This is a genomic window from Ornithinimicrobium humiphilum (genome assembly GCF_006716885.1).
Lineage (GTDB): Bacteria > Actinomycetota > Actinomycetes > Actinomycetales > Dermatophilaceae > Ornithinicoccus > Ornithinicoccus humiphilus.
Map to the genome: position 1 here is coordinate 13833 of NZ_VFPU01000002.1, position 26611 is coordinate 40443.

28 protein-coding genes are annotated in these 26611 nt (G+C 74.2%); 6 read left to right on the forward strand and 22 right to left on the reverse strand.

Annotated features, from left to right (window positions below; genetic code table 11):
• Positions 1 to 21 precede the first annotated feature (21 nt).
• Genes FB476_RS13645 through mshA form a run of 3 tightly spaced genes read right to left on the reverse strand, consistent with a single transcriptional unit; the run spans position 22 to position 2640 of the window.
• Positions 22 to 777: a phosphoglyceromutase gene (locus FB476_RS13645; protein WP_141820361.1), complete on the reverse strand. Its 756-nt coding sequence runs from the start codon at positions 775 to 777 to the stop codon at positions 22 to 24.
• 10 nt (positions 778 to 787) lie between these two features.
• Positions 788 to 1363 (reverse strand): YbjN domain-containing protein, encoded by a 576-nt coding sequence (locus FB476_RS13650; RefSeq protein WP_141820363.1) that lies wholly within the window; start codon positions 1361 to 1363, stop codon positions 788 to 790.
• Positions 1360 to 2640 carry a D-inositol-3-phosphate glycosyltransferase gene (mshA, locus tag FB476_RS13655; RefSeq protein WP_141820875.1) on the reverse strand — a complete coding sequence of 427 codons (1281 nt, stop codon included), beginning with the start codon at positions 2638 to 2640 and terminating at the stop codon, positions 1360 to 1362. Before mshA ends, FB476_RS13650 begins: the two co-directional genes overlap by 4 nt.
• 112 nt (positions 2641 to 2752) lie before the next feature.
• Between mshA and FB476_RS13660 the strand changes: the two genes are divergently transcribed.
• Positions 2753 to 3589: a class I SAM-dependent methyltransferase gene (locus FB476_RS13660; RefSeq protein WP_141820365.1), complete on the forward strand. Its 837-nt coding sequence runs from the start codon at positions 2753 to 2755 to the stop codon at positions 3587 to 3589.
• Positions 3590 to 3639: 50 nt separating this feature from the next.
• On the opposite strand, the gene FB476_RS13665 is transcribed toward FB476_RS13660, so the two are convergent.
• The 7 genes from FB476_RS13665 to ygfZ all read right to left on the reverse strand — a co-directional run bounded on the left by FB476_RS13665 (position 3640) and on the right by ygfZ (position 8754).
• Positions 3640 to 4062 (reverse strand): phosphomannose isomerase type II C-terminal cupin domain, encoded by a 423-nt coding sequence (locus tag FB476_RS13665; protein ID WP_141820367.1) that lies wholly within the window; start codon positions 4060 to 4062, stop codon positions 3640 to 3642.
• Between the two features lie 60 nt (positions 4063 to 4122).
• Complete coding sequence (locus FB476_RS13670; RefSeq protein WP_238329794.1) at positions 4123 to 4929, reverse strand: alpha/beta fold hydrolase; 807 nt, start codon at positions 4927 to 4929, stop codon at positions 4123 to 4125.
• The gene (locus tag FB476_RS13675) at positions 4926 to 5255 is read right to left on the reverse strand and encodes a DUF2516 family protein (RefSeq protein ID WP_141820369.1); all 330 of its coding nucleotides are present in this window, start codon (positions 5253 to 5255) and stop codon (positions 4926 to 4928) included. The genes FB476_RS13670 and FB476_RS13675 overlap by 4 nt, the downstream gene beginning before the upstream one ends.
• A gap of 83 nt (positions 5256 to 5338) precedes the next feature.
• Entirely contained in the window at positions 5339 to 5761 is a 423-nt protein-coding gene (gene dtd, locus FB476_RS13680) for a D-aminoacyl-tRNA deacylase (RefSeq protein WP_141820371.1), read from the reverse strand.
• Positions 5758 to 6759, reverse strand: coding sequence for an asparaginase (locus FB476_RS13685; protein WP_141820373.1), 1002 nt, complete (start codon positions 6757 to 6759; stop codon positions 5758 to 5760). Before FB476_RS13685 ends, dtd begins: the two co-directional genes overlap by 4 nt.
• Positions 6756 to 7598 carry a beta-keto acid cleavage family enzyme gene (locus FB476_RS13690; protein ID WP_141820376.1) on the reverse strand — a complete coding sequence of 281 codons (843 nt, stop codon included), beginning with the start codon at positions 7596 to 7598 and terminating at the stop codon, positions 6756 to 6758. The genes FB476_RS13685 and FB476_RS13690 overlap by 4 nt, the downstream gene beginning before the upstream one ends.
• A gap of 106 nt (positions 7599 to 7704) precedes the next feature.
• The gene (ygfZ, locus tag FB476_RS13695; RefSeq protein WP_141820378.1) at positions 7705 to 8754 is read right to left on the reverse strand and encodes a CAF17-like 4Fe-4S cluster assembly/insertion protein YgfZ; all 1050 of its coding nucleotides are present in this window, start codon (positions 8752 to 8754) and stop codon (positions 7705 to 7707) included.
• A 117-nt stretch (positions 8755 to 8871) separates the two neighbouring features.
• Here ygfZ and FB476_RS13700 point away from each other — a divergent pair, with 117 nt between their 5' ends.
• On the forward strand, positions 8872 to 10065 hold the full coding sequence (locus tag FB476_RS13700) for an LCP family protein (protein ID WP_141820380.1): 1194 nt from the start codon (positions 8872 to 8874) through the stop codon (positions 10063 to 10065).
• An 81-nt stretch (positions 10066 to 10146) separates the two neighbouring features.
• Here the strand turns inward: FB476_RS13700 and FB476_RS13705 are convergent, their stop codons facing one another.
• Together FB476_RS13705 and FB476_RS13710 are read right to left on the reverse strand one after the other, a co-directional pair.
• The gene (locus FB476_RS13705) at positions 10147 to 10641 is read right to left on the reverse strand and encodes a heme-binding beta-barrel domain-containing protein (RefSeq protein ID WP_141820382.1); all 495 of its coding nucleotides are present in this window, start codon (positions 10639 to 10641) and stop codon (positions 10147 to 10149) included.
• Positions 10642 to 10688: 47 nt separating this feature from the next.
• Positions 10689 to 11477, reverse strand: a complete 789-nt coding sequence (locus FB476_RS13710) for a hypothetical protein (protein WP_141820384.1) — start codon at positions 11475 to 11477, stop codon at positions 10689 to 10691.
• Between the two features lie 36 nt (positions 11478 to 11513).
• Between FB476_RS13710 and FB476_RS13715 the strand changes: the two genes are divergently transcribed.
• From FB476_RS13715 to FB476_RS13725, 3 genes are read left to right on the forward strand one after another with little or no spacing between them, the layout of a single operon-like run.
• Positions 11514 to 12233 (forward strand): winged helix-turn-helix transcriptional regulator, encoded by a 720-nt coding sequence (locus FB476_RS13715; protein ID WP_141820386.1) that lies wholly within the window; start codon positions 11514 to 11516, stop codon positions 12231 to 12233.
• A 22-nt stretch (positions 12234 to 12255) separates the two neighbouring features.
• Positions 12256 to 13233 (forward strand): mycothiol synthase, encoded by a 978-nt coding sequence (gene mshD, locus FB476_RS13720; RefSeq protein WP_141820388.1) that lies wholly within the window; start codon positions 12256 to 12258, stop codon positions 13231 to 13233.
• The gene (locus tag FB476_RS13725) at positions 13230 to 14177 is read left to right on the forward strand and encodes an NUDIX hydrolase (RefSeq protein WP_238329795.1); all 948 of its coding nucleotides are present in this window, start codon (positions 13230 to 13232) and stop codon (positions 14175 to 14177) included. Before mshD ends, FB476_RS13725 begins: the two co-directional genes overlap by 4 nt.
• Before the next feature lie 367 nt (positions 14178 to 14544).
• On the opposite strand, the gene FB476_RS13730 is transcribed toward FB476_RS13725, so the two are convergent.
• The 9 genes from FB476_RS13730 to FB476_RS13770 form a co-directional block, all read right to left on the reverse strand.
• On the reverse strand, positions 14545 to 15168 hold the full coding sequence (locus tag FB476_RS13730) for a hypothetical protein (RefSeq protein WP_238329796.1): 624 nt from the start codon (positions 15166 to 15168) through the stop codon (positions 14545 to 14547).
• A complete protein-coding gene (treZ, locus tag FB476_RS13735; RefSeq protein ID WP_141820391.1) occupies positions 15165 to 16919 on the reverse strand; it encodes a malto-oligosyltrehalose trehalohydrolase in 1755 nt (584 codons plus the stop codon). The genes FB476_RS13730 and treZ overlap by 4 nt, the downstream gene beginning before the upstream one ends.
• The gene (gene treY / locus FB476_RS13740; protein ID WP_141820393.1) at positions 16916 to 19381 is read right to left on the reverse strand and encodes a malto-oligosyltrehalose synthase; all 2466 of its coding nucleotides are present in this window, start codon (positions 19379 to 19381) and stop codon (positions 16916 to 16918) included. Before treY ends, treZ begins: the two co-directional genes overlap by 4 nt.
• A gap of 114 nt (positions 19382 to 19495) precedes the next feature.
• Positions 19496 to 19729, reverse strand: coding sequence for a lipoyl domain-containing protein (locus FB476_RS13745; RefSeq protein WP_141820395.1), 234 nt, complete (start codon positions 19727 to 19729; stop codon positions 19496 to 19498).
• Complete coding sequence (locus tag FB476_RS13750; RefSeq protein WP_141820398.1) at positions 19726 to 20751, reverse strand: alpha-ketoacid dehydrogenase subunit beta; 1026 nt, start codon at positions 20749 to 20751, stop codon at positions 19726 to 19728. The genes FB476_RS13745 and FB476_RS13750 overlap by 4 nt, the downstream gene beginning before the upstream one ends.
• Positions 20748 to 21773 (reverse strand): thiamine pyrophosphate-dependent dehydrogenase E1 component subunit alpha, encoded by a 1026-nt coding sequence (locus tag FB476_RS13755; RefSeq protein ID WP_141820400.1) that lies wholly within the window; start codon positions 21771 to 21773, stop codon positions 20748 to 20750. Before FB476_RS13755 ends, FB476_RS13750 begins: the two co-directional genes overlap by 4 nt.
• 93 nt (positions 21774 to 21866) lie before the next feature.
• The gene (locus tag FB476_RS13760) at positions 21867 to 22634 is read right to left on the reverse strand and encodes an IclR family transcriptional regulator (RefSeq protein ID WP_141820402.1); all 768 of its coding nucleotides are present in this window, start codon (positions 22632 to 22634) and stop codon (positions 21867 to 21869) included.
• Positions 22635 to 22775: 141 nt separating this feature from the next.
• A complete protein-coding gene (locus FB476_RS13765) occupies positions 22776 to 23063 on the reverse strand; it encodes a hypothetical protein (RefSeq protein WP_141820404.1) in 288 nt (95 codons plus the stop codon).
• A gap of 168 nt (positions 23064 to 23231) precedes the next feature.
• Positions 23232 to 24491, reverse strand: a complete 1260-nt coding sequence (locus FB476_RS13770) for a hypothetical protein (protein ID WP_141820407.1) — start codon at positions 24489 to 24491, stop codon at positions 23232 to 23234.
• Positions 24492 to 24548: 57 nt separating this feature from the next.
• On the opposite strand from FB476_RS13770, the gene FB476_RS16520 reads away from it, so the two are divergent.
• The gene (locus FB476_RS16520) at positions 24549 to 24689 is read left to right on the forward strand and encodes a hypothetical protein (protein ID WP_170233660.1); all 141 of its coding nucleotides are present in this window, start codon (positions 24549 to 24551) and stop codon (positions 24687 to 24689) included.
• Between the two features lie 54 nt (positions 24690 to 24743).
• On the opposite strand, the gene FB476_RS13775 is transcribed toward FB476_RS16520, so the two are convergent.
• The gene (locus FB476_RS13775; RefSeq protein WP_170233661.1) at positions 24744 to 26555 is read right to left on the reverse strand and encodes an LVIVD repeat-containing protein; all 1812 of its coding nucleotides are present in this window, start codon (positions 26553 to 26555) and stop codon (positions 24744 to 24746) included.
• Positions 26556 to 26611: the final 56 nt, after the last annotated feature.

Genomic DNA, 26611 nt, shown 5'->3' on the forward strand with positions numbered 1-26611 from the left:
CGCCACCACCCGCCGGCGCGCCTACTTCTTGCCCTGGTTGGCGACCTGCTCGATGGCCGCCGCCGCGGCGTCGGGGTCGAGGTAGCGGCCGCCGGCGGTGACCGGACGCAGGTCCGCGTCCAGCTCGTAGAGCAGCGGGATGCCGGTGGGGATGTTGAGGCCGACGATGTCGTCGTCGGAGATGCCGTCGAGGTGCTTGACGAGGGCGCGCAGGCTGTTGCCGTGCGCCGCCACGAGAACGGTCCTCCCGGCCCGCAGGTCGGGCACGATGCCGGACTCCCAGTAGGGCAGCATCCGGGCGATGACGTCCTTGAGGCACTCGGTGCGGGGCATCTCGTCGCCGAGGTCGGCGTAGCGGGGGTCGCCCGCCTGCGAGAACTCGTTGTCGTCGTCGATGGGCGGCGGGGGCGTGTCGAAGCTGCGGCGCCAGAGCATGAACTGCTCCTCGCCGTACTTCTCGCGGGTCGCGGCCTTGTCCAGACCCTGCAGGGCGCCATAGTGACGCTCGTTGAGGCGCCAGGAGCGGTGCACCGGGATCCAGTGCCGGTCGGCGACATCGAGGGCGGTGTGGGCGGTGGTGATGGCGCGGCGCAGCAGGGAGGTGTGGAGCACGTCCGGCAGCAGCTGCTCGGCCGCCATCAGCTCCCCGGCGCGCACGGCCTCCGCCCGGCCCTTGTCCGTCAGGTCGACGTCGACCCATCCGGTGAACAGGTTCTTGGCGTTCCAGTCGCTCTCGCCGTGGCGGAGCAGGATCAGGGTGTGGGCGGCTTCGCTCATGCCACCCAGCCTACCCAGCGCGGTCCGGCCCGTCCCCGGGGGCGAGCGCGCCGCCGGCGGGCTCCGTCGTCGCGGGGTCGACACCCTCCCCCGCCGCGTCGAGCGCCTCGAGCTCGGCCCGGAAGGCCTCCAGGTTGCGGGTCGACTCGCCATGCGTGCGGCGCCAGGTCCACTCGCGGCGGATCGAGGTCCAGAAGCCGAGCCGCAGCAGCTCGTCGAAGGGCTCGTCGCAGGCTGCGAGGACCGCACCCAGCAGCTCGTCGACAGCGCGGTCGTCCAGGCCCGCGAGGAGCACCCGGCCTGTGAGGAAGACGTCGCCGGAGCCGTCGATGGCGTAGGCCAGGCCCGGGAGCCGCAGGTTGCGGCGCAGCAGGCGGCGGTAGACCTCCTCGTGGTTCTCGTCGGGGTTGCGCACGACGAACGCCCGCACGTCGACCGCCCGGTCGCCCACGACGAGCGAGACCACGGTGCGCAGCTTGCGCTCGCCCGGCAGGGTGACGACCAGCTCGCCGTCACGGGCGCCGTCCTCGACCGGCACCTCGAGGGCCAGCAGCTGCCCGCGCAGCCGTTCCGCGGCGGCGCTCACGTGCCCGCCCCCGGCCCGCCGCCCGGCACGCCGACCGGCCCGGGCGAACCCAGCCGTCGCGCCGCGACGGCGCCGGAGTAGACCTCGACCAGCCGGTCGACCGTGTGCTCCCAGGAGAACTGCTCGGCGTGGGCGACCGCCCGGGTGCTCCAGGCCGCGCGCTCGGCAGGGTCCTCGAGCCGCTGCAGGGTGGCGGCGAGCTCGTCGGCCCAGACCTCGGGGTCGTGCCCGTCGACGAGGACGCCGGCACGGCCGACCGCCACCGGCAGTCCGCCCACGCGGGCCGCGACGACCGGGGTGCCGCTGGCCAGGGCCTCGACGGCGACCAGGCCGAAGGACTCGTTGTAGGAGGGAACGGCGACGAGGTCCGCGGCGCGGAACCACGTCGCCAGCTCCTCGCGCGAGACCGGGGGACGGATCTGCACGAGGTCCTCCAGACCCTCCTGGACGACCACCTTGCGCAGCGCCTTCGGGCGCGTCAGACCGGATCCGGACAGCCCGCCCAGCACGACCACCCGCAGCCGGTCGCGCAGCGCGGGGTCGCGGCGCACCAGCTCGCCGGCGGCGCGGACGAGCACGTCCGGGGCCTTGAGCGGCTGGATGCGGCCGACGAAGAGCAGCACGACGGCGTCGGGGTCGAGGCCCACCTCGGCCCGCGCCTCGTCCTGCGGGCCGGGCCGGAAGGTCTCCAGCGCCACGCCGGGCGGCACCACGTGCACGGCGGCGGGGTCGGCGCCGTAGAGGTCCACGAGCTCGCGTGCCTCCTCGGGGGTGTTGGCGACCAGGGCGTCGGCGCGGGCCACCACCTGCTCCTCGCCGATCTCCCGGCCCCGCGGCTCCGGCTGGTCGCCCTCGGCGAGCGCCCGGTTCTTGACCTTGGCCATCGTGTGCATGGTCTGCACGAGCGGGACGTCGAAGCGGTCGGAGGCGATCCAGCCGACCTGGCCGGAGAGCCAGTAGTGGGCGTGGATGAGGTCGAAGTGGCCCTCGGGGCGGCCGGCGAGGTGCGAGGAGAAGTCGGCCGCGAAGGCGCACAGCTGGCCCGGCAGGTCCTCCTTGCCGAGGCCCTCCAGGGGCCCGGCCGTCACGTGGTGCACGGTCACCCCCGGCGCCAGGGGCACGCTGCCGCCCTGCGACCCGGAGGTCGCCCGCGTGAAGACGTCGACGAGGACGCCGCGGCGCGCGAGCCGGGTCGCCGTCTCGACGACGTAGACGTTGAGGCCTCCGGCGTCGCCGGTGCCGGGCCGCTCCAGCGGCGAGGTGTGGACCGACACCATCGCCACGTGCCGCAGGCCACCGTTCGGCCGCTCGAGGCTGTCCGTGCTGGTCACCGCACCAGTCTGGCACGGGCCGCACGAGGTCTCCCCCGGGCCCGCCTACCCTGGACCGGTGACCCCACGACCCGGCCGCGCCGGTGGCCGGCCGCTCGGCACGGTCACCCGTGGCACGACCAACCCCAACCGGCTCCGCCGGGTGGACCGGTGGATGGCCTGGGCGCTGCGGGACGTGCTGCGGGCCCCGGCCGGCTCGCCGGTCGTCGTCGACCTCGGCTACGGCGCCTCGCCGGTCACCGTCCTCGAGCTCGCCGACCGCCTCCGGCAGGTGCGGCCCGACATCCGCCTCGTGGGGGTCGAGATCGAGCCGGAGCGGGTGGCCCGTGGCACCGCGGTGGCCGACCCGCCGGCGGTCGACTTCGTGCTGGGCGGCTTCGAGGTGCCGGTGCCCACGACCAGCGGCACGGACCCGGTCGTGGTGCGCGCCCTCAACGTGCTGCGCCAGTACGCCGAGGACGAGGTCGCCGACGCCTGGGCCCGCATGGTCGCGCGGCTGGCCCCGGGCGGTGCGCTCGTCGAGGGCACCTGCGACGAGGTGGGCCGGCTCGCGACCTGGGTCGACGTGCGGCGCGGCGCCGACGGCTCCCCCGACCCGCGGACCCTCACGCTGGCCTGGCGGCTCGCCGGCCTCGAGCGCCCCTCGGTCGTCGCGGAACGGCTGCCCAAGGTGCTCATCCACCGCAACGTCCCCGGCGAGGGCGTCCACGCCCTGCTGTCCGACCTCGACCGCGCGTGGGCGCGGCACGCCCCGCTCGCCTCCTACGGCGCGCGCCAGCGGCTGGTCGCCTGCGCCGAGGAGCTCCGAGGGGCGGGCTGGCCCGTGCGGCACGGGCCAACGCGCTGGCGCGAGGGCGAGCTGACGGTCGACTGGGCCGCCGTCGCACCTCACTAGCGTCACCCTCCCGGGTCAGCCTCGGTGCGAATAGGGGGCCGGACGAGACCTCAGGCCTCGAGGTCGTCCTCGTCCTCGCAGCGGGCGTAGTCGTCCTGGAGCCGGATGATGTCCGCCTCGTCGAAGGCGCCGAAGGCCAGCTCGAGGATCCGGACCGGCCGGTCGCCGGAGTTGCCGAGGCGGTGCACGGCGCCCGGCGGCACCCACACCATGTCACCCACGGAGGCGGTCCACGCGCGGTCGTCGACCTGGACGTCGGCGGTGCCGTCGAGCACGTGCCACATCTCGGCCCGGTGGCCGTGAGTCTGCAGCGACAGCCGCCGGCCGGGCTCGACCGTGATGGTCTTGACCGTCACCGGCTCGTTGGTCGTGAACTGCTGGAACCGGCCCCAGGGGCGCTCGACGACGAACACGTCCTGGGTGCGGTCACGCTGCTGCGCCTCGAACGAGGTGTCCTCGACGGACTGAGCCATGAAACTTCCTCCTCGCCGGGCGCCCTGCGCGCCCGGTCTGTGCGAACCCCCCAAACCCCCTCACGGTGCGGAGAGGAACTCCCCGACGAGCTCACGGGTGGCGCGCCGGTGCTCCCACATGATGCCACCCGGGGGCAGGATGCGCACCGTGACCGAGGACAGCACCTCCCCCAGCTCGCGGGCCACCGGGGCGGGGTGCAGGTCGTCGTCCTCCTGCCCGACCACGAGCACGGGGCAGGTGACCCGGGCGAGCACCGACCGGTCGATCACCGGGACGCGGTCGGGCAGCACGCGCAGCACGCCGGCGACCCCGGTGGTGACCAGGTGCTCGGCCTGCTCGCGGCACCAGGCCACGACCCTCGGGTCGGTGCGCACGGCGGCGGGCTGCTCGCCGAGGAGGTGGCGCGCCACCGGGCCGGGGTCGCCGGCCTCGACCCGGGCCGCGAGGCTCCCGAGACGGCGCATGGCCTCGTCGCCCCGCGGCCGGTCGATCAGGGCCGGCAGCACGAGCACGACCCGCTCGAACCGGTCGGGATCCTCGGCCAGCAGCGCCAGCAGGGCTCCGGCACCCATGCTGACGCCCAGGGCGCGGTCGGCCCCGAGCTGGTCGGCGACCGCGCGCACGTCCGCCGCGAGCTCGGCATACCCCCAGTCCTCGGTGGCCGGGGTGAAGGAGCGGCCGTGGCCGCGCTGGTGCACGAAGCTGCACGTGCCCCGGACCGCCGAGGCGTAGGGGCGGGTGGTGCTGATGGAGCCGGCCAGCCCGTGCACGAAGAGGGAGTGCGGGTCGCCCTTGCCGGTCGTCAGGACCTCGAGGTCGCCGCCGGGGGCCGCCAGCAGGCTGGTGCGCGGGCCGCTCAGGCTCACCACGGGCCGTAGGGGCCCATGTGGGTGCCCTGGCCTCCCCGTCCCTGGACCGCGCGCAGCGCCGGGCGGACGTCGGCGTGGTAGACCCCGGCCGCGACGATCGCCAGCAGGTTGAACAGGTTGAAGGGCGACATCACGAAGATGAAGCCGATCACGGTGGCGACGCCGGTGAGCGCCAGCCAGAAGCCCTTGGTCCGCTTCCCCGCCGCGACGAAGGCGTCGGGCCGGGTCCGGAGGCAGTCGACCAGCGCCCAGACCATCATCGCCAGGACACCGACGCCGATCGCCAGCTGCAGCAGGCTCTGGGCCTCGTAGATCGCGGACATGCGCCCCAGGGTATGCCGTGCCGCTGGCAGTCGCCCCCGGCACCGGGCGGGTGGCACCCGGCGCCGGGCGGGAACCCCCGCGGTCAGGTGTCGATGATCACCGTGAACGGACCGTCGTTGACGAGCTCGACCTGCATGGCCGCCCCGAACCGCCCGGTGGCGACCTCGATGCCGCGCGCCCGGAGCGCGTCGGCCACCGCGTCGACGAGCGGCTCGGCCACCTCGCCCGGCGCGGCCCGGCTCCACGAGGGCCGCCGCCCCTTGCGGGTCTCGCCGTAGAGCGTGAACTGGCTGACGACGAGGACGGCGGCGCCGGTCTCGACGACCGAGGTCTCCCCCGGCAGGATGCGCAGCTCGGCGATCTTGCGGGCCGTCGTCCCGACGTCGGTCGGTCCGTCGTCGTGGGTCGCGGCGACGAGCGCGAGCAGGCCGGGGCCGATGGCCCCGACGACCTCGCCCTCGACGGTGACGCTCGCGCGCGTCACCCGTTGCAGGACCGCCCTCATGCCGGGTCGGGCAACGGCAGCGCGTGGACGGCGCCGACCGGCTCGCCGTGGCCGCGGACGACCGCGCGGGCGTCGAGCCCGTCCAGCACGGCGGCGACGTCGGGGCCCAGCCCGGTCGCGCCCAGCCGGCGCAGCACGGCGGTGGTCAGCACCACACGCGCCCGGTCGGAGCCGTCGACGATCTTGACGGTGACGCCGCTGCCGTCGGGGAGGCCGACGGCGTAGACCGCCTCGGCCCCATCCTTGGCGATGAGCCCGGGCACGCCGCGCATGAGGTCGGTGACGTCGCGGCCCGTGCCGCCGACGTAGTCGGGGTGGGCGGACATGGCCGCGGCCACCCGGCCCTCGGGGGTGCCGGGGTCGGCCGAGGCGATCCGGCCGAAGGCGCGGGCCAGCCCGGCCGCGGAGACGGCGAGCGCGGGGGCGCCGCACCCGTCCACGGTGACCGTCGCCACGGGCTCGCCGGTCAGCTCCTCCACCGTCTCGACGACGAGCCGCTGGAGCGGGTGGTCGGGGTCGCGGTAGGTCGCGGTCTCCCAGCCCGCGGCGACGCACGCGGCGAGCATCGCGGAGTGCTTGCCCGAGCAGTTCTGCCCCAGGGACGACGGTGCGAGGCCCTCGGCGATCCAGCGGGCCCGCTCGGCCTCGTCGATCGGGCGGTCGGGGGTGTTCTGGAGCGCGGACTCGTCGAGCCCGACGGAGGCCAGGATGCGCCGCGAGCCGTCGAGGTGGAAGGGCTCGCCGGAGTGGCTCGCGCAGGCCAGGGCCAGCAGCTCGCCGGACAGGTCGGCACCGGCCCGCAGCATCGCGACCGCCTGCAGCGGCTTGAGCGAGGACCGCGGCAGGATCGGGGCGTCGACCGGGCCGACGGAGACGACCAGCTCGCCGTCGGCGCCGACCCCGGCGGCCACGCCGGCGTGCACGGACTCGACGAAGCCGCTGCGCACGACGTGCGCGACGACGGGGGCGGTGGCCAGCGGACTCTGCGCAGCGCTCATCGGGTGCGACGGTCCTTGACCGCCAGCAGCTCGCGCGCCTCGGTGGTGGTCATCGGCGGACGCTGCATGGTCGTGGCGAGCCCGGCGGCCCGCTCGACGAGCTCGGCGTTGTGCTGGACCTGCTGGCCGCGCGCCATCATGAGGTTGTCCTCCATGCCCACGCGCAGGTGGCCGCCCATCGCCAGCGCCGCGGCCGCGATCGGCAGGTGCGCCCGGCCGATGCCGGTGGCCGACCAGCTCGTCACCTCCGCCGGCAGCATCTGCACGCCCGCGACGAGGGCCTCGACGGTGCCGGGCATGGCGCCGGGCACGTTGGTGACGAAGTCGACGTGGACCTTGCCGCCGAAGGGCAGGCCGTGGGCGTCGATGAGCCTGCTCAGCGCCGCGAGGTGGCCCAGCTCGAAGATCTCGAACTCCGGCACGACCTCCTTCTCCTGCGCCTGCACGTAGAGGTCGCTCATGAAGCCGTGCGGGTTGAGGAAGACGTCGTCGCCGAAGTTCACGGTGCCGCAGGTCAGCGAGCACGAGTCGGGCTCGGCCTCGAGCACGGTCAGGCGCTTCTCCAGCGGGTCCTTGACCGAGCCTCCCGTGGAGAGCTGGACGACCAGGTCGGTCGCCTCGCGCAGGGCCTGAACGGTGTCGCGCAGCCGCACCGGGTCCAGCGTGGGCACGTGGCCGTTCTCGGGGTCGCGCACGTGCACGTGGATCAGCCCGGCCCCGACCTGCTCGCACCGCACCGCGGTCTCGACGAGCTCCTCCAGGGTCGTGGGCAGCTGCGGGAAGTCAGCCTTGGCCGTCTCGGCGCCCGTCGGCGCCACGGTGATGAGGGTCGAAGCCATGGCCCCGATCCTGCCAGCCCGGCCCGGGTATGCCGTCACGCACCCCTGCGGTCCCGCTCCGGCTCGCGTCCGGCACGGGCACCGCGGCCGGGCGCGGCAGGCGTCCCTACAGCCGCGGGCGGGAGGGGCGCTCGGTGCTGACCGGCACGATCGCCGTCTGCGAGGCCGCGACGTCGCCGGCGAGCAGCACGGCCTGCGGGTCGGTCGTGTACTTCACGACGGCCAGCGCGACCGGGCCGTCCTCGTGGTGCAGGGCCACGCTCGTGAGCTGCCCCACCGGGCGACCACCGTCGACGGGCGCCAGCTCGGTGCCGGGCTCGGGCAGGACGTGCCCCGACCCGTCGAGGTGCAGGAAGACGACGCGGCGCGGCGGGCGGCCGAGGTTCTTGACGCGCGCGACCGTCTCCTGGCCGCGGTAGCAGCCCTTGGCGAGGTGGACGGCGGTGCGGAGCCAGTCGAGCTCGTGCGGGATCGAGCGGTGGTCGGTGTCAACGCCGGCCCGCGGCCGCCAGGCGGCGATCCGCAGCGCCTCCGCGGCCCAGGTGCCCGCCAGCGGCCGGTCGCCGACGGCCGCCTCGAGCCGGTCGCGCGGCACGATCAGCTCGCGCCAGGCGCGGCCGGTGCCGGGGTGCTCGTCGCCCACGGGGCCGTAGGCATGGGTCTGCGGGCCGACCGGGCGGGGCCACGGGTCGACCCAGGAGAGGTCCTCGCCCTCGGCCGACTCGCTGCCGATCGGCTCGCCGAGCACGGCATACCCCTCGGTGACGTCGGCGACCTCGACGCGGAGCATGAACCGCATGCTGTCGAGCCAGCCGGCGACCTCCGGGGCGGCCCCGGGCTCGGTGGTGATCCACGTGGTGGTGCCGTCGTCGACGACGTGCAGCGCGTGCTCGACGTGCCCCTTGGGCGAGAGGATGAGCGCCTCCACCGACGTGCGCGGCGGCAGGTCGGCGAGCTGCTGGGTGGTGAGCGAGTGCAGCCAGGTGAGCCGGTCGGGGCCGGTGATCGTGACGACGCCGCGGTGCGAGAGGTCCACCACGGCCAGGCCCTCGGAGAGCAGCACCTGCTCCTTGTGCGGGGCGCCGTAGTGCGCGGCGACACCGGCGTCGACGCCGGTGCCGGCGACGGCTCCGGGACGGTCCAGCAGGACGCTCATGGGCAGCTCGCTCCTCGGGGGCGGGTGGAGATCGGTCCTTCCACGGTACGTCACCCCTGGTGCGCCGGCGCCGCGCTCACGGGAAGGGCGCAGTCCGGGCGCCTACACTGCGCTCCCATGGGGTACCAGGAGCACGGGAACGAGCAGGCCCGACCCGCGACGCGGCGCGAGCAGCGGCGTGCCCGACGGCACCGCCCGGTGCGCATCGCCGCGTGGACCGTCGGCGCCCTCGTGCTCGCCGCCGTGGTGGTCGTCGCGGGCTACGCCTTCATGCTGCAGCGCACTGTGGCGGACAACATCACCCACGAGGACCTCAAGGCCGACCGCGACGGCGTCATCACCATCGGACCCGACGGCGCCAACCAGCCCGGCGACGGCCAGGACGAGGGCGAGGGCGACCCGATCGAGGCCGACGACGAGGAGGCCGCACCGATCGTCGGCGAGGACGGCGAGCCCATCGACATCAGCGGGGTCGAGATCCCGGTCACCACGCCCGAGCGCGACGCCGCCGCGGGCGACGCCCTCAACTTCCTCGTCATCGGCAGCGACAGCCGCGACCTGTCGGTCGAGCGCGGCCGCTCCGACGTCATCGTGCTCATGCACATCAGCGACGAGCGCGACCGGGTCGACCTCATCCACTTCCCGCGCGACCTCTTCGTGCCGATCGCCGGCACGGGCGGCAGCTCGAAGATCAACGCCGCCTACTCCTACGGCGGCGCCCCGCTGCTGCTGCAGACCCTGCAGCCGCTCGTGGACGTGCCGATCGACCACGTCGTCATCGTCAACTTCGAGAGCTTCAAGGCGATGACCGATGCCATCGGCGGTGTCGACGTGCAGGTGACCGAGGGCGGTGGGGGCTTCGAGGCCGGCGTGCACCACATGAACGGCGAGCAGGGCCTGAAGTTCGTCCGCGAGCGCTACAGCCTGTCCCAGGGCGACATCTCCCGCGGCGAGCGGCAGATGCAGTTCGTCAAGGCCGTGATGCTCAAGGCGCTCTCGCGCGAGACGCTGACCAACCCCGGCCGGCTGGCGTCCTTCATCGACGCCGCGACGACCAACCTCACCGTGGACGAGAGCCTCCAGGTCTCCGACATGCGCAACCTCGGCTTCTCCATGCGCAACATCCGCGGCGGCGACGTGCACTTCTGGAGCGGCCCGTGGTGCGGCATCGACATGCACCCGGTCGCCGGCTCCATCGTCGTCATGGCCGAGCAGCAGATGCGGACGCTCAGCGAGCACCTGCGCAACGACACCATGGAGAACTACGCCGACGAGGTGTCGCCCCGGCAGGGCTTCGGCGGCAGCTGCTGAAGAGACGGGGTATGCCGTGGCCGGCGCGGGCACGGATCGCCCGGCCCCACCGCATACCCGGGGAGGGCGGAGCGCCGCCGGTCAGACGCGCCTGAGCTCGGCGGAGACGTGCGACTGGAGGGGGTGGCCGGTGGCCGCCATGTCCATGACCCACATCATCGCGCCGTTGACGTAGCCGTAGAGACGGTGCGCCGCGGAGTACTCCTTGGCGTGCGGGCTGCGGATGACGCCGTCGGTGCGCACCTCGACCTTCGCCGGGCTGGTGCGGCCGTGGTACATCTCGACGATCCCCGTGGGGTGCGTGAGCAGCAGCTCCACCTCGCCGTCGGGCAGGGGGCGCCAGAAGCCGGTCTCGATCGCCGCCTCGCGCTGCTTCTGGCCGTTCTCGTCGAGCAGCCAGGTGCGGGAGGTCCACTGCAGGAACGGTCGCCCGTCGTGCGTGACGTCGATCTCCTGGCCGAAGTGGCGCGACTCGATGGAGGGATAGCCGACGACGCCGGCGCCCGCCCACGAGCCGATCATCCACGCCAGGGGCGCGTTGTCGGGGTGCATGGTCGGATCGATCGTGATGGGCACGGGTCCATCGTAGGGGCCGAGGGGCGGGCGCCCGGCGGGAAGCGGGCTCAGCCGAGCAGTGCCCCGGGCTCGAAGGCCCGCGCGACGAGGTAGGGCACGGCGCCGACGACGAGGACCGAGGCCAGCGCCGCGACCAGGCGCGGGCGGGCCAGGGCGAGCGTCGGCAGCGGGGCCATCACGGTGCGCATCGCGTGGCTGAGCGCGCCCGCCGCGACGCCGACGAGGAGCCAGGTCGTCCAGACGTTGCCGCTGAGCAGCGCGACGACGACCGAGGCGAGGCCGCCCGCGGCCATGGCGAAGGCCGTGAGCCAGGGCTGCAGCGCGGGACGGCGCCCGAGCAGGTCGGTGGCGGCCGACGCGGCAGCCGCCGCCAGCGCGCCGACGATCAGCCAGACGCCCACGCGGGTGTGCGACGGCGGCACGAGCAGGACGCCGCTCGCGATCAGCGTCAGGGCGAGCACGACCGAGCTGACCGACTGCACCAGGCGGGGGCGGCCGTCGACGCGGAAGAGCTGGTGGGCGAAGGCCGCGATCATCGAGATGGCCAGGGCCGCCGGCACCCAGACCAGCCAGGGCTCGCCGGTCCGGAAGGCCACGCTGAGCACGAGGGCCAGGCCGCCCACGACGATCACGGTCAACGACCCGCGCGGGCTCGGCAGCGCGAGCGCCCCGGCCCAGCCCCAGGCCAGCACCGCCGCACCGGCCGCCAGCGCGAAGGCCAGCAGGCCCGGCGCGGTGAACGCGGCCACCCCCAGGACGACCACGACCGCGACCACCGACCCCGTCACGTAGGCCGACGGTGCGAGACGCGGGAGCAGCCGGGACGACGGGGACATGCGAGCAGTATCCCAGGCCGGACGTATCCTGTGGCGGTGGCCGACCTGGTCCTCCTCACCCCCCGCACCCCGGCCGACACCGCGGTGCCCGAGGTAGCGCCCAGTCTCGGCCTCCTGCCCCATACCGTCACGGCCCGCCCGATGGACGTCGGGCCCCTCGCCACCGGCGTCGAGCCGGACCTCGTCGTCGTCGACGCGGTCACCGATCTCGTCGCCGCCCGCGGCACGGTGCGCTCGCTGGAGACGGTCGGCCTGTCCTGCCCCGTGCTCGTCGTCGTCTCCGTCGACGGCCTGTCGGTGATCGACGAGCGCTGGCCGATGGACGACCTCGTGCTCTGCACGGCCGGCCCTGCGGAGATCTCGGCGCGGGTGCGCCTGCTGCTGGCCCGGCCCCGCCCGGGCGCGCCCGGCACGCAGGGTGCCGCCGAGGACGGCGCCGAGCCGGAGACCATCCGGGTCGCCGACGTCGTGGTCGACGAGGCCAGCTGGAGCGTGCGCGCCGGTGGCGTGCCGCTGGACCTGACGTTCAAGGAGTTCGAGCTGCTGCGCTACCTCGTGCAGCGCCCGGGACGCGTGGTCACGCGCGACATCCTCCTGCAGGAGGTCTGGGGGCTGGACTACTACGGCGGCACGCGCACCGTGGACGTCCACATCCGGCGGCTGCGGGCCAAGCTCGGGCCGGAGCGCGAGTCCCTCATCGGCACCATCCGCGGCGTGGGCTACCGCTTCAGCGGGCCACGCGGCGACGAGTCCTGACCTCCGTGCCAGACTGACCCCCATGTCTGGCCAGAGCCCCACCGTCGAGGAGCTGACCGCCCTCCCGCCCCGTCTCTCCGGAGACATCCTCGCGCTGGCCGTCCGGGCCGCGCAGCACGACGGGGTGCGCCCGCTGTCCGAACAGACGGTGCTGCAGGCCAGACGTCTGCCCGGCGAGGAGCTCGTGCCCACGTCCACCCACCTGGTGGTGCTCGACCGCCCGGGCGAGATCAACGCGCGGGTGCTGGCCTACGGCCACGTCGACGAGTCGGACCCGGACGCCCCGTCCGGCGAGATCGTCGTCGACCCCGAGCACCGCCGCCACGGCCTCGGCGGGCTGCTGCTCGACCACGTCCTCGAGCGCTGGCCGAACGTCCGGCTCTGGTCCCACGGGGACCTCCCCGACGCCCGTCGGCTCTACGAGTCGCGCCGCCTGACGGTCGTCCGCGAGCTGTGGCAGATGAGCCGCCCGCTCGCCGGCGAGTGGGCCGAGCTGCCCGAGGAGGTCTCGGTGCCGGAGGGCTTCGCCGTGCGCACCTTCCGCGTGGGCGAGGACGAGGAGGCCTGGCTCGCGGTCAACGCCCGCTCCTTCGCCTCCCACGCCGAACAGGGCCGGATGACCCTGACGGACCTCAAGGAGCGCCAGCAGGAGCCGTGGTTCGACCCCAACGGCTTCCTCCTCGTCGAGGACACCACCGACGTCGACCCCGACGGCCGGGCCCGCCTCGCCGCCTTCCACTGGACCAAGGTCGAGCAGGCCAACGGCGGCCCGCTCACCGGCGAGGTCTACGTCGTCGGCGTCGACCCCGACTACCAGGGCCGCGGGCTCGGACGGGCCGTCACCGTCCTCGGCCTGCAGCACCTGCGCAACGTGGGCGTCGACACGGCCACCCTCTACGTCGACGGCGACAACGCCGCCGCCATCGCCACCTACGGACGGATCGGCTTCGAGCGCTCCGCCGTGGACGTCATGTACGCCGCGGGGACGCCAGGGTCGTGAGCTCGCCGCCGCACGTGGTGAGGGCCGCCGGGGTCCTGCCCTACCGCCAGGTCGACGGCGTCCTGCAGGTCGCGCTGGTGCACCGGCCGAAGTACGACGACTGGTCCTGGCCCAAGGGCAAGCTCGACGCCGGCGAGGACTGGGCGGCGGCCGCCGCCAGGGAGACGCTGGAGGAGACCGGGCTCCGGGTCCGTCTGGGTATGCCGCTGCCCGAGTCCTGCTACCCGCTCTCCGGCGGCCAGACCAAGCAGGTCCGCTACTGGGCCGGCGAGGTCGTCGGGGGGAACGGCAAGCTCGAGCACGAGGTCGACGACGTCGCCTGGCTCTCCCCCACGCCGGCCGGGCGCCGGCTCTCGCACCGCCGCGACCAGGAGCAGCTCGAGGCGCTGGTGGGCCTGCACGACGCGGGGCTGCTGGCCACGTGGCCGCTGCTGGTCGTCCGGCACGCGCACGCCATACCCCGTGGGTCGTGGGGCCGGCCGGACCCGCTGCGCCCGCTCACCGACGTGGGCCGCCGTCGGGCGCGGCGGATGCAGGGCCTCCTCGACGCCTACGCCCCCACCCGGGTGCTGACCAGCCCGTCCGTGCGCTGCGTCGACACGGTCGCCCCCTGGGCGACCTCCCGCGGTGTGCGGCTGGTGGCCAAGAGGGGACTCTCCGAGGAGGGCCACGCCGAGGCGCCGGAGAAGGTGCTGCGCCACCTCGACCGGATCTGCCGGTCGGCCCAGCCCACGGCCCTGTGCACGCACGGCCCCGTCCTCGGCCCGCTGCTGGAGGGCCTGGCGGAGCGGGCTGCCCCGGACCTCTCCCGCGGCTCCAAGCGGCTGCTCGCGCGCCTGGTCGACGTCAAGCTCGACAAGGGTGAGGTGCTGGCCTGCACGATGCACGGCGTCGGCGCGGACGCCCGTGTGGTCGCGGTCGAGCGGCACCGCCCTCCGCGCTGAGGCCGAGCCGGCGGTAGTCGCCCGTGCTGCCGGGACCGTCCGGGCCTGGACGCACGAACGCCCGGACGCACGAATCCCCCGGGCGGGCGAGCCGCGCCGGGGGAAGTTGCGTGCCGGGCCGGGAGCGCCTCTCGGCGCGAGGCCGCTCGTAGCGGCGAATGTTGGAGCCCGGGGCTACCGCGGCCCGGCACGCGATGTGGTCCAACGAGGAACCACCCGGTCATTGTTCCTCATCGACGCCGATGTGGTCGTCCTCACAGCCAGAGGGTGTGGACGGTGGTCGTGGGCAGCCGTCGCAAGACTGGGACCGGTTTGTGTCGTCATGGCGACACGAAGTCGTCCCGGTATGCGGTGGGTCGGGTGGCCCCTAGTGCAGGTCGCCCTTGCGCCACAGCCGGGCGCAGGCCGTGAGGTCGTCGGCGGTGTCGCGCATGCGCCCGCCGCGACGCACCTGCTCGCCAGGCACGTCCTCGGCGCCGGGCTCGCTCAGGCCGACCGCCATGACGTGGCAGAACGCCGACGCACGCTCCAGCGCCACGGCCAGGTCGCCGGTGAAGACGCCGGTGAGGATCTGCTCGGTCATACGGCGCAGCCCCTCGGGGTCCGGCGGCTCGGCCACGCCGGCGATCGCCCGGTAGACCTCGGTGTGGCCGGCGCCCTCGGTCCAGAGCCGTCCGACCTCGTCGGGACGCCGCTGCACCCACTCGTGCAGGAGGTAGAGCCGCCAGAGCGCCCCCGGCAGCGTGCGCGCCGGGCGGTCGGACCACATCTCGGCGACGGTCGCCAGGCCCACCTCGCGGACCAGCCCCACCAACCGGGCGGTCAGCTCTGGGTCATCGGTGTCGCGGCCGCGGCCCACGACGAGCTCGGCCGTGCGGTGCGCCGCCTCGACGGCCTCCAGCGGGTCGATGCCTCCGGCGGCGTTCTCGAGCGCCTCGGTCGGGCGGTAGACGGGCCGGTGGAAGATCCGGCCCTCGTCGGGGCCGGTCACGGACGGACCTGCAGGATCGCCGCCGAGTCGGGGCCGACGACCAGCGTGCCGTCGCCCAGCGCCACCTCGCCGAAGGACGCGCGCAGGTGACCCTCCGCGGGTCGCTCCAGCCGTCCGTCACCCAGCACCACCACGACCTCCACGTCTCCTCGCCTCACCGTCACCACCTCGCCGTCGCCGGCAGGCTCGCGTCGCACCTCGCCCTCGCCGAGCGGCCCGCGCAGGGCGGGCAGCTCGCGCCGCAGCCGCAGCAGCGTGCGGTACCAGTCCAGCATCGTCGCGTGCGGCTCCCGCCGCACCTCGTCCCAGTCCAGCGTCGACGCCCGCACCGTCGACTCCGCCTGCGGGTCGGGCACCTCCTGCGACCAGCCGTGGGAGGCGAACTCGCGCCGCCGCCCCTCGCGGATCGCCGTCGCCAGCTCCTCCTCCTCGTGGTCGGTGAAGTACTGCCACGGCGTAGAGGCGCCCCACTCCTCCCCCATGAAGAGCATCGGGGTCCAGGGAGACGTCAGCAGCAGCGCGGCACCGGCCGCTTGCCGGCCCGGGGGTATGCCGTGCCCGATGCGGTCGCCCGCGGCACGGTTGCCGACCTGGTCGTGGGTCTGGAGCGCGGCGACGTAGCGCCAGCCGGGGGTGACCGCCGGGTCCACCGGCCGCCCGTGCACCCGTCCGCGGAAGGAGGAGTAGGTGCCGGCGTGCAGGAAGGGGCTGCTGCCCAGCACGGTGACCAGCGCGTCCGGGTCGGCTGCGAAGTCGCCGTAGTAGCCCTGGGACTCGCCCGTCAGCGCCGTGTGCAGCGCGTGGTGGACGTCGTCGGCCCACTGCCCGTGCAGCCCGAGCCCACCCGCGCCGCCGGTCGCGCGCGGCGTCACGGTCGCGGGGTCGTTGCGGTCGGACTCGGCCACGAGCATCCGGGGCACACCGGTGCGCCCGGAGATCTCGTCGGCGAGCGCCGCCATCTCCTCGAGCAGGTGGATCGCCCGGTCGTCGTGCAGCTCGTGGACGGCGTCGAGCCGCAGCCCGTCGAGGTGGTAGTCCTCCAGCCACATCCGCACGTTGTCGAGCAGGTAGGCGCGCACCTCGTCCGAGAGCGGCCCGTCGAGGTTGACGGCCTGCCCCCACGGCGTGTGGCGGCGGTCGGTGAAGTAGGGCCCCGCGAGCGAGAGGTAGTTGCCGCTTGGACCCAGGTGGTTGTGGACCACGTCGAGCCACACGGCCAGACCCGCCGCGTGCGCCGCGTCGACGAGCCGGGCGAGACCCTCGGGGCCGCCGTAGGGCTCGTGCACGGCATACGGTGCGACGCCGTCGTAGCCCCAGCCGTGCCGCCCGGGGAAGGCCGCGACCGGCATCAGCTCGATCACCGTGACCCCGAGGTCGCGGAGGTGGTCGAGGTGCTCGACGATCCCGTCGAAGGTCCCCTCGGGGCTGAAGGTGCCGACGTGCAGCTCGTAGACGACCGCGCCCTCGAGCTCCACCCCGCGCCAGCCCGAGTCGGTCCAGGAGAAGGCGGAGGTGTCGACGAGCGCGCTCGGCGCGTGCACCCCGTCGGGCTGCCGCCGCGAGCGCGGGTCCGGGATGGCGATGCCGTCGTCGACGCGGAAGGCGTAGCGCCCGTCGCCCGGGTCGGCCTCCGCCGTCCACCACCCGTCGGCCCCGCGCGTCATCGGCACCGTCGTCGAGGCGTCCGCCCCGAGCAGCAGCTCCACTCCCCCCGCGAGCGGCGACCAGAGCCGGTAGTGGTGCTGGTTCACCGTGGTCCCTCCTCCAGATCGGTGGCCCGCACGAGCACCGCGGCCGGTGCGGTGGCGAAGACGTCGACGGCGAGCACGCCCTCGTCTCCCACGTGGTGGTCGGCCCCGCTGAGCGCGTCGCGCCAGTGGCCCGGCGGCAGCAGGACGCGGGTCTGCCCCAGCCCGCCCGCGGCGCCCAGCGCCCGGGGTGCCCGCAGCGTCAGCGTGGCGGCGACCCCGCCCCGCAGGAAGCCCAGGACGTGCGGCGACGGGTCGGCCGCCACCGGCTCGTAGGAGGCGCCGGGCCCGTAGGCCTGGGGCAGCCAGCTGCGCAGCCGCAGGACCCGCGAGGTCACCCACAGCACCTCGTCGGAGAGGTCGGTGCGGTCGCCGGTCTCGTCCAGGCGGCGCAGCCGCTCGACCCGCTCGGCGTAGTCCACCGGCCGCCGGTTGTCGGGGTCGACCAGGCTGAGGTCGACGAGGCCGGTGCCCTGGTAGGTGTCGGGCACGCCGGGCAGCGTGAGCTGGATGACCTTCTGCGCCAGGGTGAGCGTGCGGATCGTCGGGTAGTTGTCGCGGACCGCGGCACCGATCGCCGTGCTCACCTCGCCGTCCTCGCCGACCATCTCGTCGGCGAGCGCGAGCACCCGCGCCTCGTAGTCCTCGTCGGGCTCGATCCAGGTGCTGTGGAGCTTGGCCTCGCGCACCGCCTTGATCAGGTAGTCGTGCAGCCGGTCGTGGGCGACCCGGCCGGCCCCGACCAGGGTCTGCCACACCAGGTGCGCGGTGGGTGCGTCGACGCCGTGCCGCGAGGCGGCCGCGGCCGAGGCGGCCGACAGCTCGCGCCAGGCGTCGGCGTCGCCGGCGACGGCGAGGATGCGTGCCCGCACGTCCTCGCTGCGCTTGGTGTCGTGGGTGGACAGCGTGGTCATGCCGAGGGGCCAGTGCTCGGCCTGGTGGCGGGCCCAGGTATGCAGTCGCTCGACCGCGTCCTCCGGGTGCTCCCCCACCGCGGGGTCGGCCCCGACCTCGTTGAGGGCGACCAGGCGGTGCCAGCGGTAGAAGGCGGTGTCCTCGATGCCCTTGGCCATGACCGGCCCGGTGGTCTGCTGGAAGCGGACGCACAGGTCCCGCGCGGCGCCCGAGCCCGGGCGGCGCAGCACCTCCGCGAGGTCGACCAGCTCGGTGTCGAGGTCGGGCCGGGTCAGGCGCGCCCGCGACAACGCCTCGAGCAGCGGGCGCTCGGGGTCGTCGGACGACGTCCGGTCGGCGGGGTCGTCGGGCCGGACGTAGGCGCGGTAGACGTGCACGCCGACGAGCAGCTCGCCCAGCGCGGCCCGCAGCCGGTGCTCGTCGTGGCCGGGCAGCGCCTCGCGGGCGCGGCGCACGAGCCGACCCACCTCCGGGCGCAAGAGCGTCTCCACGGCCAGGCGCTTGCAGCGCTCCACCTCGACCTCGAGGTCGGGCTCGCCGCCGGTGGCGAACCACGCGGTGCTCACGGCGGAGGCGGTCGTGGGGTCGACCATCGCCCCGAGCACGGCGGCGTTCGCGTCATACCCGGTCGTGCCGTGGCAGGCCCAGTCGGACGGCAGCCGCTCGGTGCCCTCGAGGATCTTCTCGACCCAGACGGGGCTGCCGGGGCGCAGCCGGTCGCGCAGCATCGCCAGGTAGCCCTGCGGGTCGGCAAGGCCGTCGGGGTGGTCGATGCGGAAGCCATCGACGACGCCCGCGTGGTGCAGGTCGAGCAGCTCGGCGTGGGTGGCCTCGAAGACGTCCGGCTCCTCGACCCGGACGCCGAGCAGGCTGCTCACCTCGAAGAACCGGCGGTAGTTGAGCACCTCGGGCGCCTCCAGCCAGCAGGCGAGCTGCCAGTGCTGGGCCTCGAGGAGTGCGGGCAGGTCGTCGGCGAGGTCGGCGGTGCCGGGCGCGAGCGGGAGCACGTGCTCGTAGTAGCGGAGCACCGGGGTCCCCGCGGCCGGGCCCTCGTCGTCCCGCCCGGTGCCGACCGTCAGCTCGCCGTCGGCGAGCACCTCCTCCAGCGGGCGACCGAGCACCGGCAGGCCGAAGCGACCGCCGAGGTGGTCCCAGTCGACGTCGAACCAGTGCGCCCGCGGCGCGTGACGGCCCCGGGAGAGCACCTCCCAGAGGGGGGCGTTGCGCCAGACCTCGGGCACGATCGCCATGTGGTTGGGGACGATGTCGACCACGACCCCCATGCCTCGGGCGTGGGTCTCGGCGGCGAGGCGCTCGAGCCCGGCGCGGCCGCCCAGCTCGGGGCTCACGGTGGTGTGGTCGAGGACGTCGTAGCCGTGCTCGGAGCCGGGCGTGGCGGTGAGCACCGGCGAGAGGTAGACGTGGCTGACGCCCAGCGCCTCGACGTAGGGCAGCACGCCGAGGGCGTCGGTGAAGGGAAAGCCGGAGTGCAGCTGCATCCGGTAGGTCGCGGTCAGCGGGCGGCGCCCGCTCGGGTCAGGATGCGTCATCGTCGTCCATCTTCCCAGGCTGGGCGCCCGACGCACCCCGACCCGGCAGGGCAGCGCCGCCCCGGGGAGCGGGACAGGGGGAGTCCCCGGGGCGGCGTCGGTGGCGGGCCGGACCTACGTGATCTCGGCGATCCGGGAGCCCTGGGCCACCTCCTCCCCTTCGGGGACCAGCAGCCGGATGGTCCCGGAGGCGGGGGCGAGCACCTCCGCGTCGACCTTGTCCAGCTGCACCTCGGCGACGAGCTGACCCTCGGCCACGGCATCGCCGTCGGCGGCGTACCAGGTGGCCAGGACCCCGGTGGCGTCCGGGCGCTCGGCGCTGAGCTGGGGGAAGTGCAGGTCGGTCACGCCAGCACCTCGCGGATCGCGGCCGTGATCCGGTCGTGCAGCGGCAGCACGGCCTGCTCCAGCCCGTGCGCGTAGGGGATCGGCGCGTCCGGGGTGGTGACGCGGCGTGGCGCGGCCCTGAGCAGGCCCGGGTCGGCCTCGACGACCGAGGCCAGGATCTCGCCCGAGAGCCCGAACGAGTGGTAGTCCTCGTCCACGACCACGAGCCGCCCGGTCTTCGCCACGGACGCCAGCACGGTCTCCCGGTCCAGCGGCACCAGCGAGCGCAGGTCGATCACCTCGACCGAGACGCCCTCGCCCTCGAGCTGCTCGGCCACGTCGAGCGTGTGGTGGACCGACAGCGAGAGGGTGACGACCGTGACGTCGCCGCCCTCGCGGGCGACGGCGGCCTTGCCGATCGGCACGACGTGCTCGCCCTCGGGGACGACGTCGATCGAGCGGCGGTTCTTGGCCATCCACGGCAGGCCCATGACGCCCTTGTGGAACATGTAGACGACGGGCGCGTCGTCCCGGATCGCCGAGGTCATCAGACCCTTGGCGTCGGCGGGGTTGGACGGCACGACGACCTTCATGCCCGGCAGGTGGGCGAAGGTGCCCCAGAGGGTCTGGGAGTGCTGGCAGCCGTCGGAATAGCCGCCGCCCACAGCGGTGGTGAGCACCATCGGGACCGTCACGTTGCCGCCGGACTCGAAGTGGATCTTGGCCATGTGGTTGTAGATCTGGTCCAGGCAGACGCCCATGAAGTCGGCGAACATCAGCTCGACGATCGGGCGCATGCCCTCGACGGCGGCGCCGATCCCCAGACCGATGAAGGCCGTCTCCGAGATCGGGGTGTCGATGATCCGCGACGGGCCGAACTCCTCGAAGAGCCCCGTGGTGGAGCCGAAGATGCCGCCGTAGGGCCCGACGTCCTCGCCCAGGTAGAAGACCTCGGGGTTGGCACGCATCTCCTGGGCGATCGCCTCGGCCATCGCCTTGGCGGTGTTGAGCCGGCGGGTGGTGGGTGCGGCGGTGGTCGTCATCGGGAGCCCTCCTCGGGGAAGACGTAGCGGGTGGCCTCGGCGGGATCGGGCAGCGGGCTGTCCTTGGCGAAGGCGATGGCGGCCTCGACGCGCTCCTCGGCCTCGCGGGCGACCTCGTCGCGGAGGGCGTCGTCGAGCAGGCCGGCCTCGCGCAGCCGGGCCTCGTAGCGCGGGATGGGGTCGTGCTCGTTCACCTCGTCGAGGTCGGTGCGGTAGCCCTGCGCGTCACCCTCGAAGTGCCCGAGGAGGCGCAGGGTCGAGACCTCCAGCAGCGAGGGGCCCTCGCCGCGTCGGGCCCGGGCGACGAGCTCGCCCGCGGCCTCGAAGACCGCGTCGACGTCGTTGTCCTCCACCCGCACCCCGGGTATGCCGTAGGCCGCGGCGCGGTCGGCGTTGGACGGGACCGCCGTCGAGGCGCTGCGCGGCACCGAGATGCCCCACTGGTTGTCCTCGACGACGAAGACCACGGGCAGGTGCCAGAGGGCCGCCAGGTTGAGCGACTCGTGGAAGGCACCCTGGTTGGCGGCACCCTCGCCGGTCACCGCGACGGCGATCCGGTCGGTGCCCCGGCGGGAGAAGGCGAAGGCCTGGCCCAGGGCCGGCGGGTAGCCCTCGGCGATGATGCCGGAGCAGGAGAAGTGGGTCTTCGGGTCGAACAGGTGCATGTGCCCGCCGCGGCCCCTGCCCAGCCCGGTCTCGCGGCCGAAGATCTCGGCGGTCATCGCCTCCAGGTCGATGCCGTGGGCGATCGCGAAGTGGTGCGGCCGGTGGGTCGCGGTCACGGCGTCGTCCTCGGTCAGGTGGGCGCAGACGCCCGCGGCGACCGGCTCCTGGCCGGCCGACAGGTGCATCTCGCCCGGGACCAGACCCTTGCCGATGTCGAAGCCCGGCCCCTTGTCCGCGTGGTACTCCCGCAGGATCGCCATCTCGTAGGTGCGGACCAGGACCATGGTCCGGTACAGGTCCAGGCGCACCCCGGACGAGGTGTCGTGGTCCTGCGGCGGTGTGACGGTGGTCGTCATGCCAACCTCCTCGTTGTCTCGACGTGATCCCACTCTCGGTGGCGTCGCGGAGGGGCACCAGCCCGCGCTTTTCAGATGGTGATAGAGGTCCGCTCAGGCCTCCGCCAGGTCCTCGGCGCGGGCCGGTCCGGCCCAGGCCAGGGCGACGCGGGAGGCGGCGCGGGTGAGGCGGTGGACCTCGCCGAGGACCTTCGGCAGCCGCTCGGCGGGCACCGACACCGCGACCGCGCCGAGCACGCCCGGCCCCTGGAAGGGCACGGCCACGCAGCCGGTGCCGAGGGCGTACTCCTGGCTGTCGACGACGACGCCCGGGTCGTCCTCGAGCTCGGCCAGGAGCGCCCGCACGTCGGTGTGGGTGCGCGGGGTCAGGTCGACCATCGGGTGGCGGGCGAGGTAGTCGCGGCGCGAGTCGTCGGGCAGCGCGCCGATGATGGCCTTGCCCAGGGCGGTGGCGTGGGCGGCGTCGTGCAGCCCCACCCACAGGTCGGTGCGGGGCGCCGCCGGCGAGTCGACGATGTCCGCCAGCTCGATCTCGCCGTCGGAGAGGACGGCCAGGTAGGTCGCGGCGCGCAGGTCCTCGTGCAGGGTGCGCAGCACCCGGCGGGCGCGCAGCGCGCCCGACCCCTCCTCGCCCGCGGAGGCGAGGTGGGCGGGCAGGTCCCCCACGACATACCCCTCGGCGGTGCGGACCAGGTAGCCCTCGTGGACGAGGGTGCGCAGCAGGTGGTAGGTCGTGGGCAGCGGGATGTCCGTCAGGCGCGCGAGCGCCTTCGCCTGGACCGGCCGTCCGTGCTCCGCCACCGCCTCCAGCAGGCTGAGCGCGCGCACGACCGATCCGATGAGCGTGGGACCGCCGGGCATCGTGGCACCTTTCACGGGCAGGTGGCTGGGACGCTAGCCCCCGCCGCTGCGGAGGGTCAAGGGCCTGGGGTATGCCGAAGCCCCGGCCCGCCGACCTGGGTCAGGTGCGGCGGGGCCGGGGCGTGCGGGGCAGGTGCGCCGTCAGCCGACGGGCTGCTGCGCCTGCAGGGTGAAGCCGACACCCTGCGGGGTCTGCGCGGCGTCGAGGGTCTGGTCGGCGAGGGTGCCGACGGTCTCCTGGGCCAGGTAGACGGGGGCCTCGGTGCCGGCGACGGTCTCGTCGGTCGGCTCGGGCTGCGGCACCAGGGCGACCTGCAGCTCGGTCTGGTCGGGGCTCAGCGACAGGCGCAGGCCCGCACTCTCGGGCATCCCCTGCTCGGCGGTGAGGCCCTTGACGACGGCCTGGGCGTTCTCGGTCACGGTCAGCATGCGGTGGTCTCCTGAAAAGGTCGAGGGGACCGGCAGCGGGGTGCCGGCCTCGACGCCCACGAGGGCGTCTCGGACTCCCCCACCCTCACCCAGGGACCGGGGGGTCTGGCAAACCGAGGCGCGTCGTCGCAGGTCAGGCGGTGCGGACGACGACCTCCTCGCCGGAGGTCACCACGGCCGCCAGGTCCGCGAGGCGCACGGAGACCCCGGCCCGGCGGTAGGGGTTGTCGAGGCTCTGCAGGGCCAGGTCCTCCCCTCCCGCCCGGACCGACTCCACCCCGTGCCCGAGGGGCCCCGCCTCCAGCCGCAGCCGGAGCGCGCCGAGCTTGGTGGGCACGGTGGCGCGCACCACGCCCGCCGCGGGGTCGAGCACCGGGTCGAGCTCGAGCAGCTCGCCCACGTGCCGCACGCCGAGGAGACGCTGCGTGAGGATCTCGAGGAAGAGCCCCGGACCGCTGGAGTAGACCGCCAGCCCGCCTCGAGCGGCACCTCGCCGGCGAGCGCCCGGTCGTAGTCCCGGGAGGCCTCGTAGCGGTCGGCGAAGGCCCCGTCCGAGGAGGAGCTGTAGGTGTTGGCCTGCCGGGGCGCGGCCGAGGGCACCAGCTCGGACAGGCCGACGGGCACCGCCCGGGCCAGCGCGCGCAGCAGCCCGGGGCCGTCGCCGACGCGGGCTAGCGCCTCGGCGTGGCGGAGGTGGGCGTGGACGTACATGATCCCGATCTCGCGCCCGAAGAAGCTGCTCGCCTCGGCCCGCTGGAAGATCTCGGTGGGGCCGCCGCGGTAGGCCACCGGGCGGTCGAAGAGCCGCGCCCCGTCCGGGCCGGTGAGGTGCTCGTCGACCAGCCGCAGGTGGGCGGCGGCCTCGCCCGGGGACAGCAGGTCGCCGGCGACGGCGTGGATCATCGGCAGCAGCGAGTAGCGCAGCCCGGTGCGACTGTCGCGGGGGTGGATCATCGGGGTGACGGTGCCGTCGTCACCGACGACGCCGTAGCCGCAGAGCACGCCGTCGACGAGCAGGTGACGCCGCAGGTCGGCGGTTCCACGCGCCGCCAGGTCGGCGGCCCGCTCCGCGAGGGAGGGCAGGGCCGGTCGGACGCCGTCGGCCAGCCGGTCCAGCGCCTCGGCCTGGAGGACGACGGTCCAGGTGGAGACCATGCGCCGGGCGAGGGCGGGGTCCGCGGGCTGCAGCGAGTCGTTCCAGTCGCCGTGGCCGTAAGCGGGCAGGGCCAGTCCGGGCACGAAGGACGCCTCGACCGCGGAGAGCGCCCGCTCGACGTGCTCGACGAGAGGAGCGACGGCGCCGGGCCGACCGTCCCCGGTGAAGGCGACCTCCTCGCGGAGCAGGTCGGTGTCCCCGGTCGCGGCGAGGTACTGGCCGAGGGCGAGCAGCGGCCAGTAGACGACGTCCCCGTGGGCCGAGGCCACCACGTCCCGGCGGAAGGAGGGCAGGAAGTCGAAGGCCTGCGGCCAGTCGCCACGCTCGTGTTGACCGCGGAAGACCTGGCCCGCGGGCGGCTGCCCTTCGACCTGCCGCGCTCGATGGACGACGTCCGCGCCCACGCCCCCGACCGGCCCGGTCTCGACGACCCCCTGCTCCCCTGCGGATACCGCTGGAACGACGAGTGAGGGGGGCGGCCCGAAGGCCGCCCCCCTCACCGGGACGTTCGCCGGATCAGGCGATCAGCGCAGCGAGCCCGCCAGGTCGGTCAGCGCCTGGTGCAGCGCGGCCTGGCTGGCGTTCTTCGTGTCGAGCTGGTTGCTCGCGGCCTGCAGCTGGGCCGCGGCCGCAGCGGTCTTGCCGGACGCCTGGAAGTCCCGGGCCTTCTCGACCATCTTCTCGACGTTGGCGGCCTTGTTCTTGGCCAGACCCTCGGTCAGCTCCCAGCGGTAGTCGACCATCTCGAAGGAGGCCGGCCACTCGATCTTGGGCTGGTGCTGGGGGTTGAAGGTCTCCAACGTGACCGTCTTCGCGACGGCCAGGGCGGCCGCGCTCAGGTCCGCGCTCGGGGTGAGCTCGAAGGTGTCGAAGCCACGACCGATCTCCGAGCCGTAGACGTAGCCGTTGTGCCAGTAGGTGGACCAGAACCCACTGGCCTGGAGGGACGTCCCGCTCATCGGGCCGCGGTCGAAGAACGCGATCTCACGCGGGTTCTCGGAGTCGGTGAAGTCGAAGACCGAGGAACCGCCCTGGTACCACGCCTGGACCATGATGTCGCGGTCCGGGACGGGGATCAGCGAGCCGTTGTGGGCGACGCAGTTCTCCGTGGTGGTCTGCGGGACCGGGAGCTTGTAGTAGCTCTTCCACTCCATCTTGCGGTCGACGATGTCGAAGATCGCGTTGGCGCCCCACTGCGGACGGTCGGTGACCCGGCAGCGCGCGCTGGTGCCGCCGCCCCACTCGTCGGTGAAGATCACCTTGGTGCCGTCGTTGTTGAAGGTGGCGGAGTGCCAGTAGGCGAAGTTGTAGTCCTCGACCGCGTCGATGCGCTTGGGGTTGACCGGGTCGCTGATGTCGAGCAGCAAACCCCAGCCCTGGCACGCGCCGGCGCCCAGGCCGATCTCCGGGTAGAGCGTGATGTCGTGGCAGCGGCTGGCCTGCGAGCGGGACTGGCCGCCCGGCGCGCGCGGGTCGTCGACCGGGTAGGTCGGCTGGAGGCCGCTGCCCGGGAGGCCGTTGAGCGCACCGGCGGCGTAGTCGCCCTCGCAGCTGTTGTCACCGCACACCGAGAAGATGCGGGAGTTGTTGACGACGCGAGCGGTCTCGGGCGCGGCGAGCGGGACCTCGATCACCTGGATGGCGAAGTTGGTCGTCGTCGGGTCCACAAGGCTGCTGTTGCCGTTGCAGCCCGCCAGCTCGCTGGCGGAGCGAATGCCCGCGGTGCCGGAGTTGTAGACGTAGATCGTCTCCGGGTCCTCCACCGGCGGGACCAGCAGGCTGTGCGTGTGCGAGCCGGCGCAGGTCTGCACGCCGGGCAGCTGCACAGGCTGCAGCGGGTTGCTGATGTCGAAGATGCGGACGCCGCGGAAACGGGAGGCGGCGTCCGGGGCCGCGGTGCCGCAGTCGATCCGGCCGCGGGTCTCCTCGACCGACATGAAGAGCAGGTTGCCGTAGACGGACAGGTCACCCTGGCCGCCGGGGCAGACGTAGGACAGCTCCAGCGACGGGGCGGCCGGGTCGGAGACGTCGTAGACCTGGAAGCCCTGGAAGTTGCCGACGAAGGCGTAGTCGCCCTGGTAGGCCATGTCCGAGTTGGCGTAGGACAGGCTGCCGGGGTTGGTCGGGCTGTAGAAGCCGTCGGGCTTCTGGCTGTGGGACAGCAGGGTCATGTTGCTGCTGGCCTCACCGGCGTTCTGGAAGCCGGGAGCCAGACCCTCACGAGGGTCGGTGTCGGCGACGGCCGAGGTGGCCGTCAGACCCGGGACGAGAAGCGCTGCGGCGACGATGCCGAGCCACTTCCCGGGGCGGCGGAGCCGCTGCGTCCGAGTGGACATCGATCACTACCTTTCGGGCACTGGGCAGGAGAAGACCGACGACCGCCCGGACCCCG

Coding starts and splice junctions, on each gene's coding strand:
- FB476_RS13645 (WP_141820361.1), bottom strand. CDS start 777: ATGAGCGAAGCCGCCCACACCCTGATCCTGCTCCGCCACGGCGAGAGC.
- mshA (WP_141820875.1), bottom strand. CDS start 2,640: ATGGTGTCGGTCCACACCTCGCCGCTGGAGCGGCCCGGCACCGGCGAC.
- FB476_RS13665 (WP_141820367.1), bottom strand. CDS start 4,062: ATGGCTCAGTCCGTCGAGGACACCTCGTTCGAGGCGCAGCAGCGTGAC.
- FB476_RS13675 (WP_141820369.1), bottom strand. CDS start 5,255: ATGTCCGCGATCTACGAGGCCCAGAGCCTGCTGCAGCTGGCGATCGGC.
- dtd (WP_141820371.1), bottom strand. CDS start 5,761: ATGAGGGCGGTCCTGCAACGGGTGACGCGCGCGAGCGTCACCGTCGAG.
- FB476_RS13685 (WP_141820373.1), bottom strand. CDS start 6,759: ATGAGCGCTGCGCAGAGTCCGCTGGCCACCGCCCCCGTCGTCGCGCAC.
- FB476_RS13690 (WP_141820376.1), bottom strand. CDS start 7,598: ATGGCTTCGACCCTCATCACCGTGGCGCCGACGGGCGCCGAGACGGCC.
- ygfZ (WP_141820378.1), bottom strand. CDS start 8,754: ATGAGCGTCCTGCTGGACCGTCCCGGAGCCGTCGCCGGCACCGGCGTC.
- FB476_RS13700 (WP_141820380.1), top strand. CDS start 8,872: ATGGGGTACCAGGAGCACGGGAACGAGCAGGCCCGACCCGCGACGCGG.
- FB476_RS13710 (WP_141820384.1), bottom strand. CDS start 11,477: ATGTCCCCGTCGTCCCGGCTGCTCCCGCGTCTCGCACCGTCGGCCTAC.
- mshD (WP_141820388.1), top strand. CDS start 12,256: ATGTCTGGCCAGAGCCCCACCGTCGAGGAGCTGACCGCCCTCCCGCCC.
- treY (WP_141820393.1), bottom strand. CDS start 19,381: ATGACGCATCCTGACCCGAGCGGGCGCCGCCCGCTGACCGCGACCTAC.
- FB476_RS13750 (WP_141820398.1), bottom strand. CDS start 20,751: ATGACGACCACCGCCGCACCCACCACCCGCCGGCTCAACACCGCCAAG.
- FB476_RS13755 (WP_141820400.1), bottom strand. CDS start 21,773: ATGACGACCACCGTCACACCGCCGCAGGACCACGACACCTCGTCCGGG.
- FB476_RS13760 (WP_141820402.1), bottom strand. CDS start 22,634: ATGCCCGGCGGTCCCACGCTCATCGGATCGGTCGTGCGCGCGCTCAGC.
- FB476_RS13765 (WP_141820404.1), bottom strand. CDS start 23,063: ATGCTGACCGTGACCGAGAACGCCCAGGCCGTCGTCAAGGGCCTCACC.
- FB476_RS13775 (WP_170233661.1), bottom strand. CDS start 26,555: ATGTCCACTCGGACGCAGCGGCTCCGCCGCCCCGGGAAGTGGCTCGGC.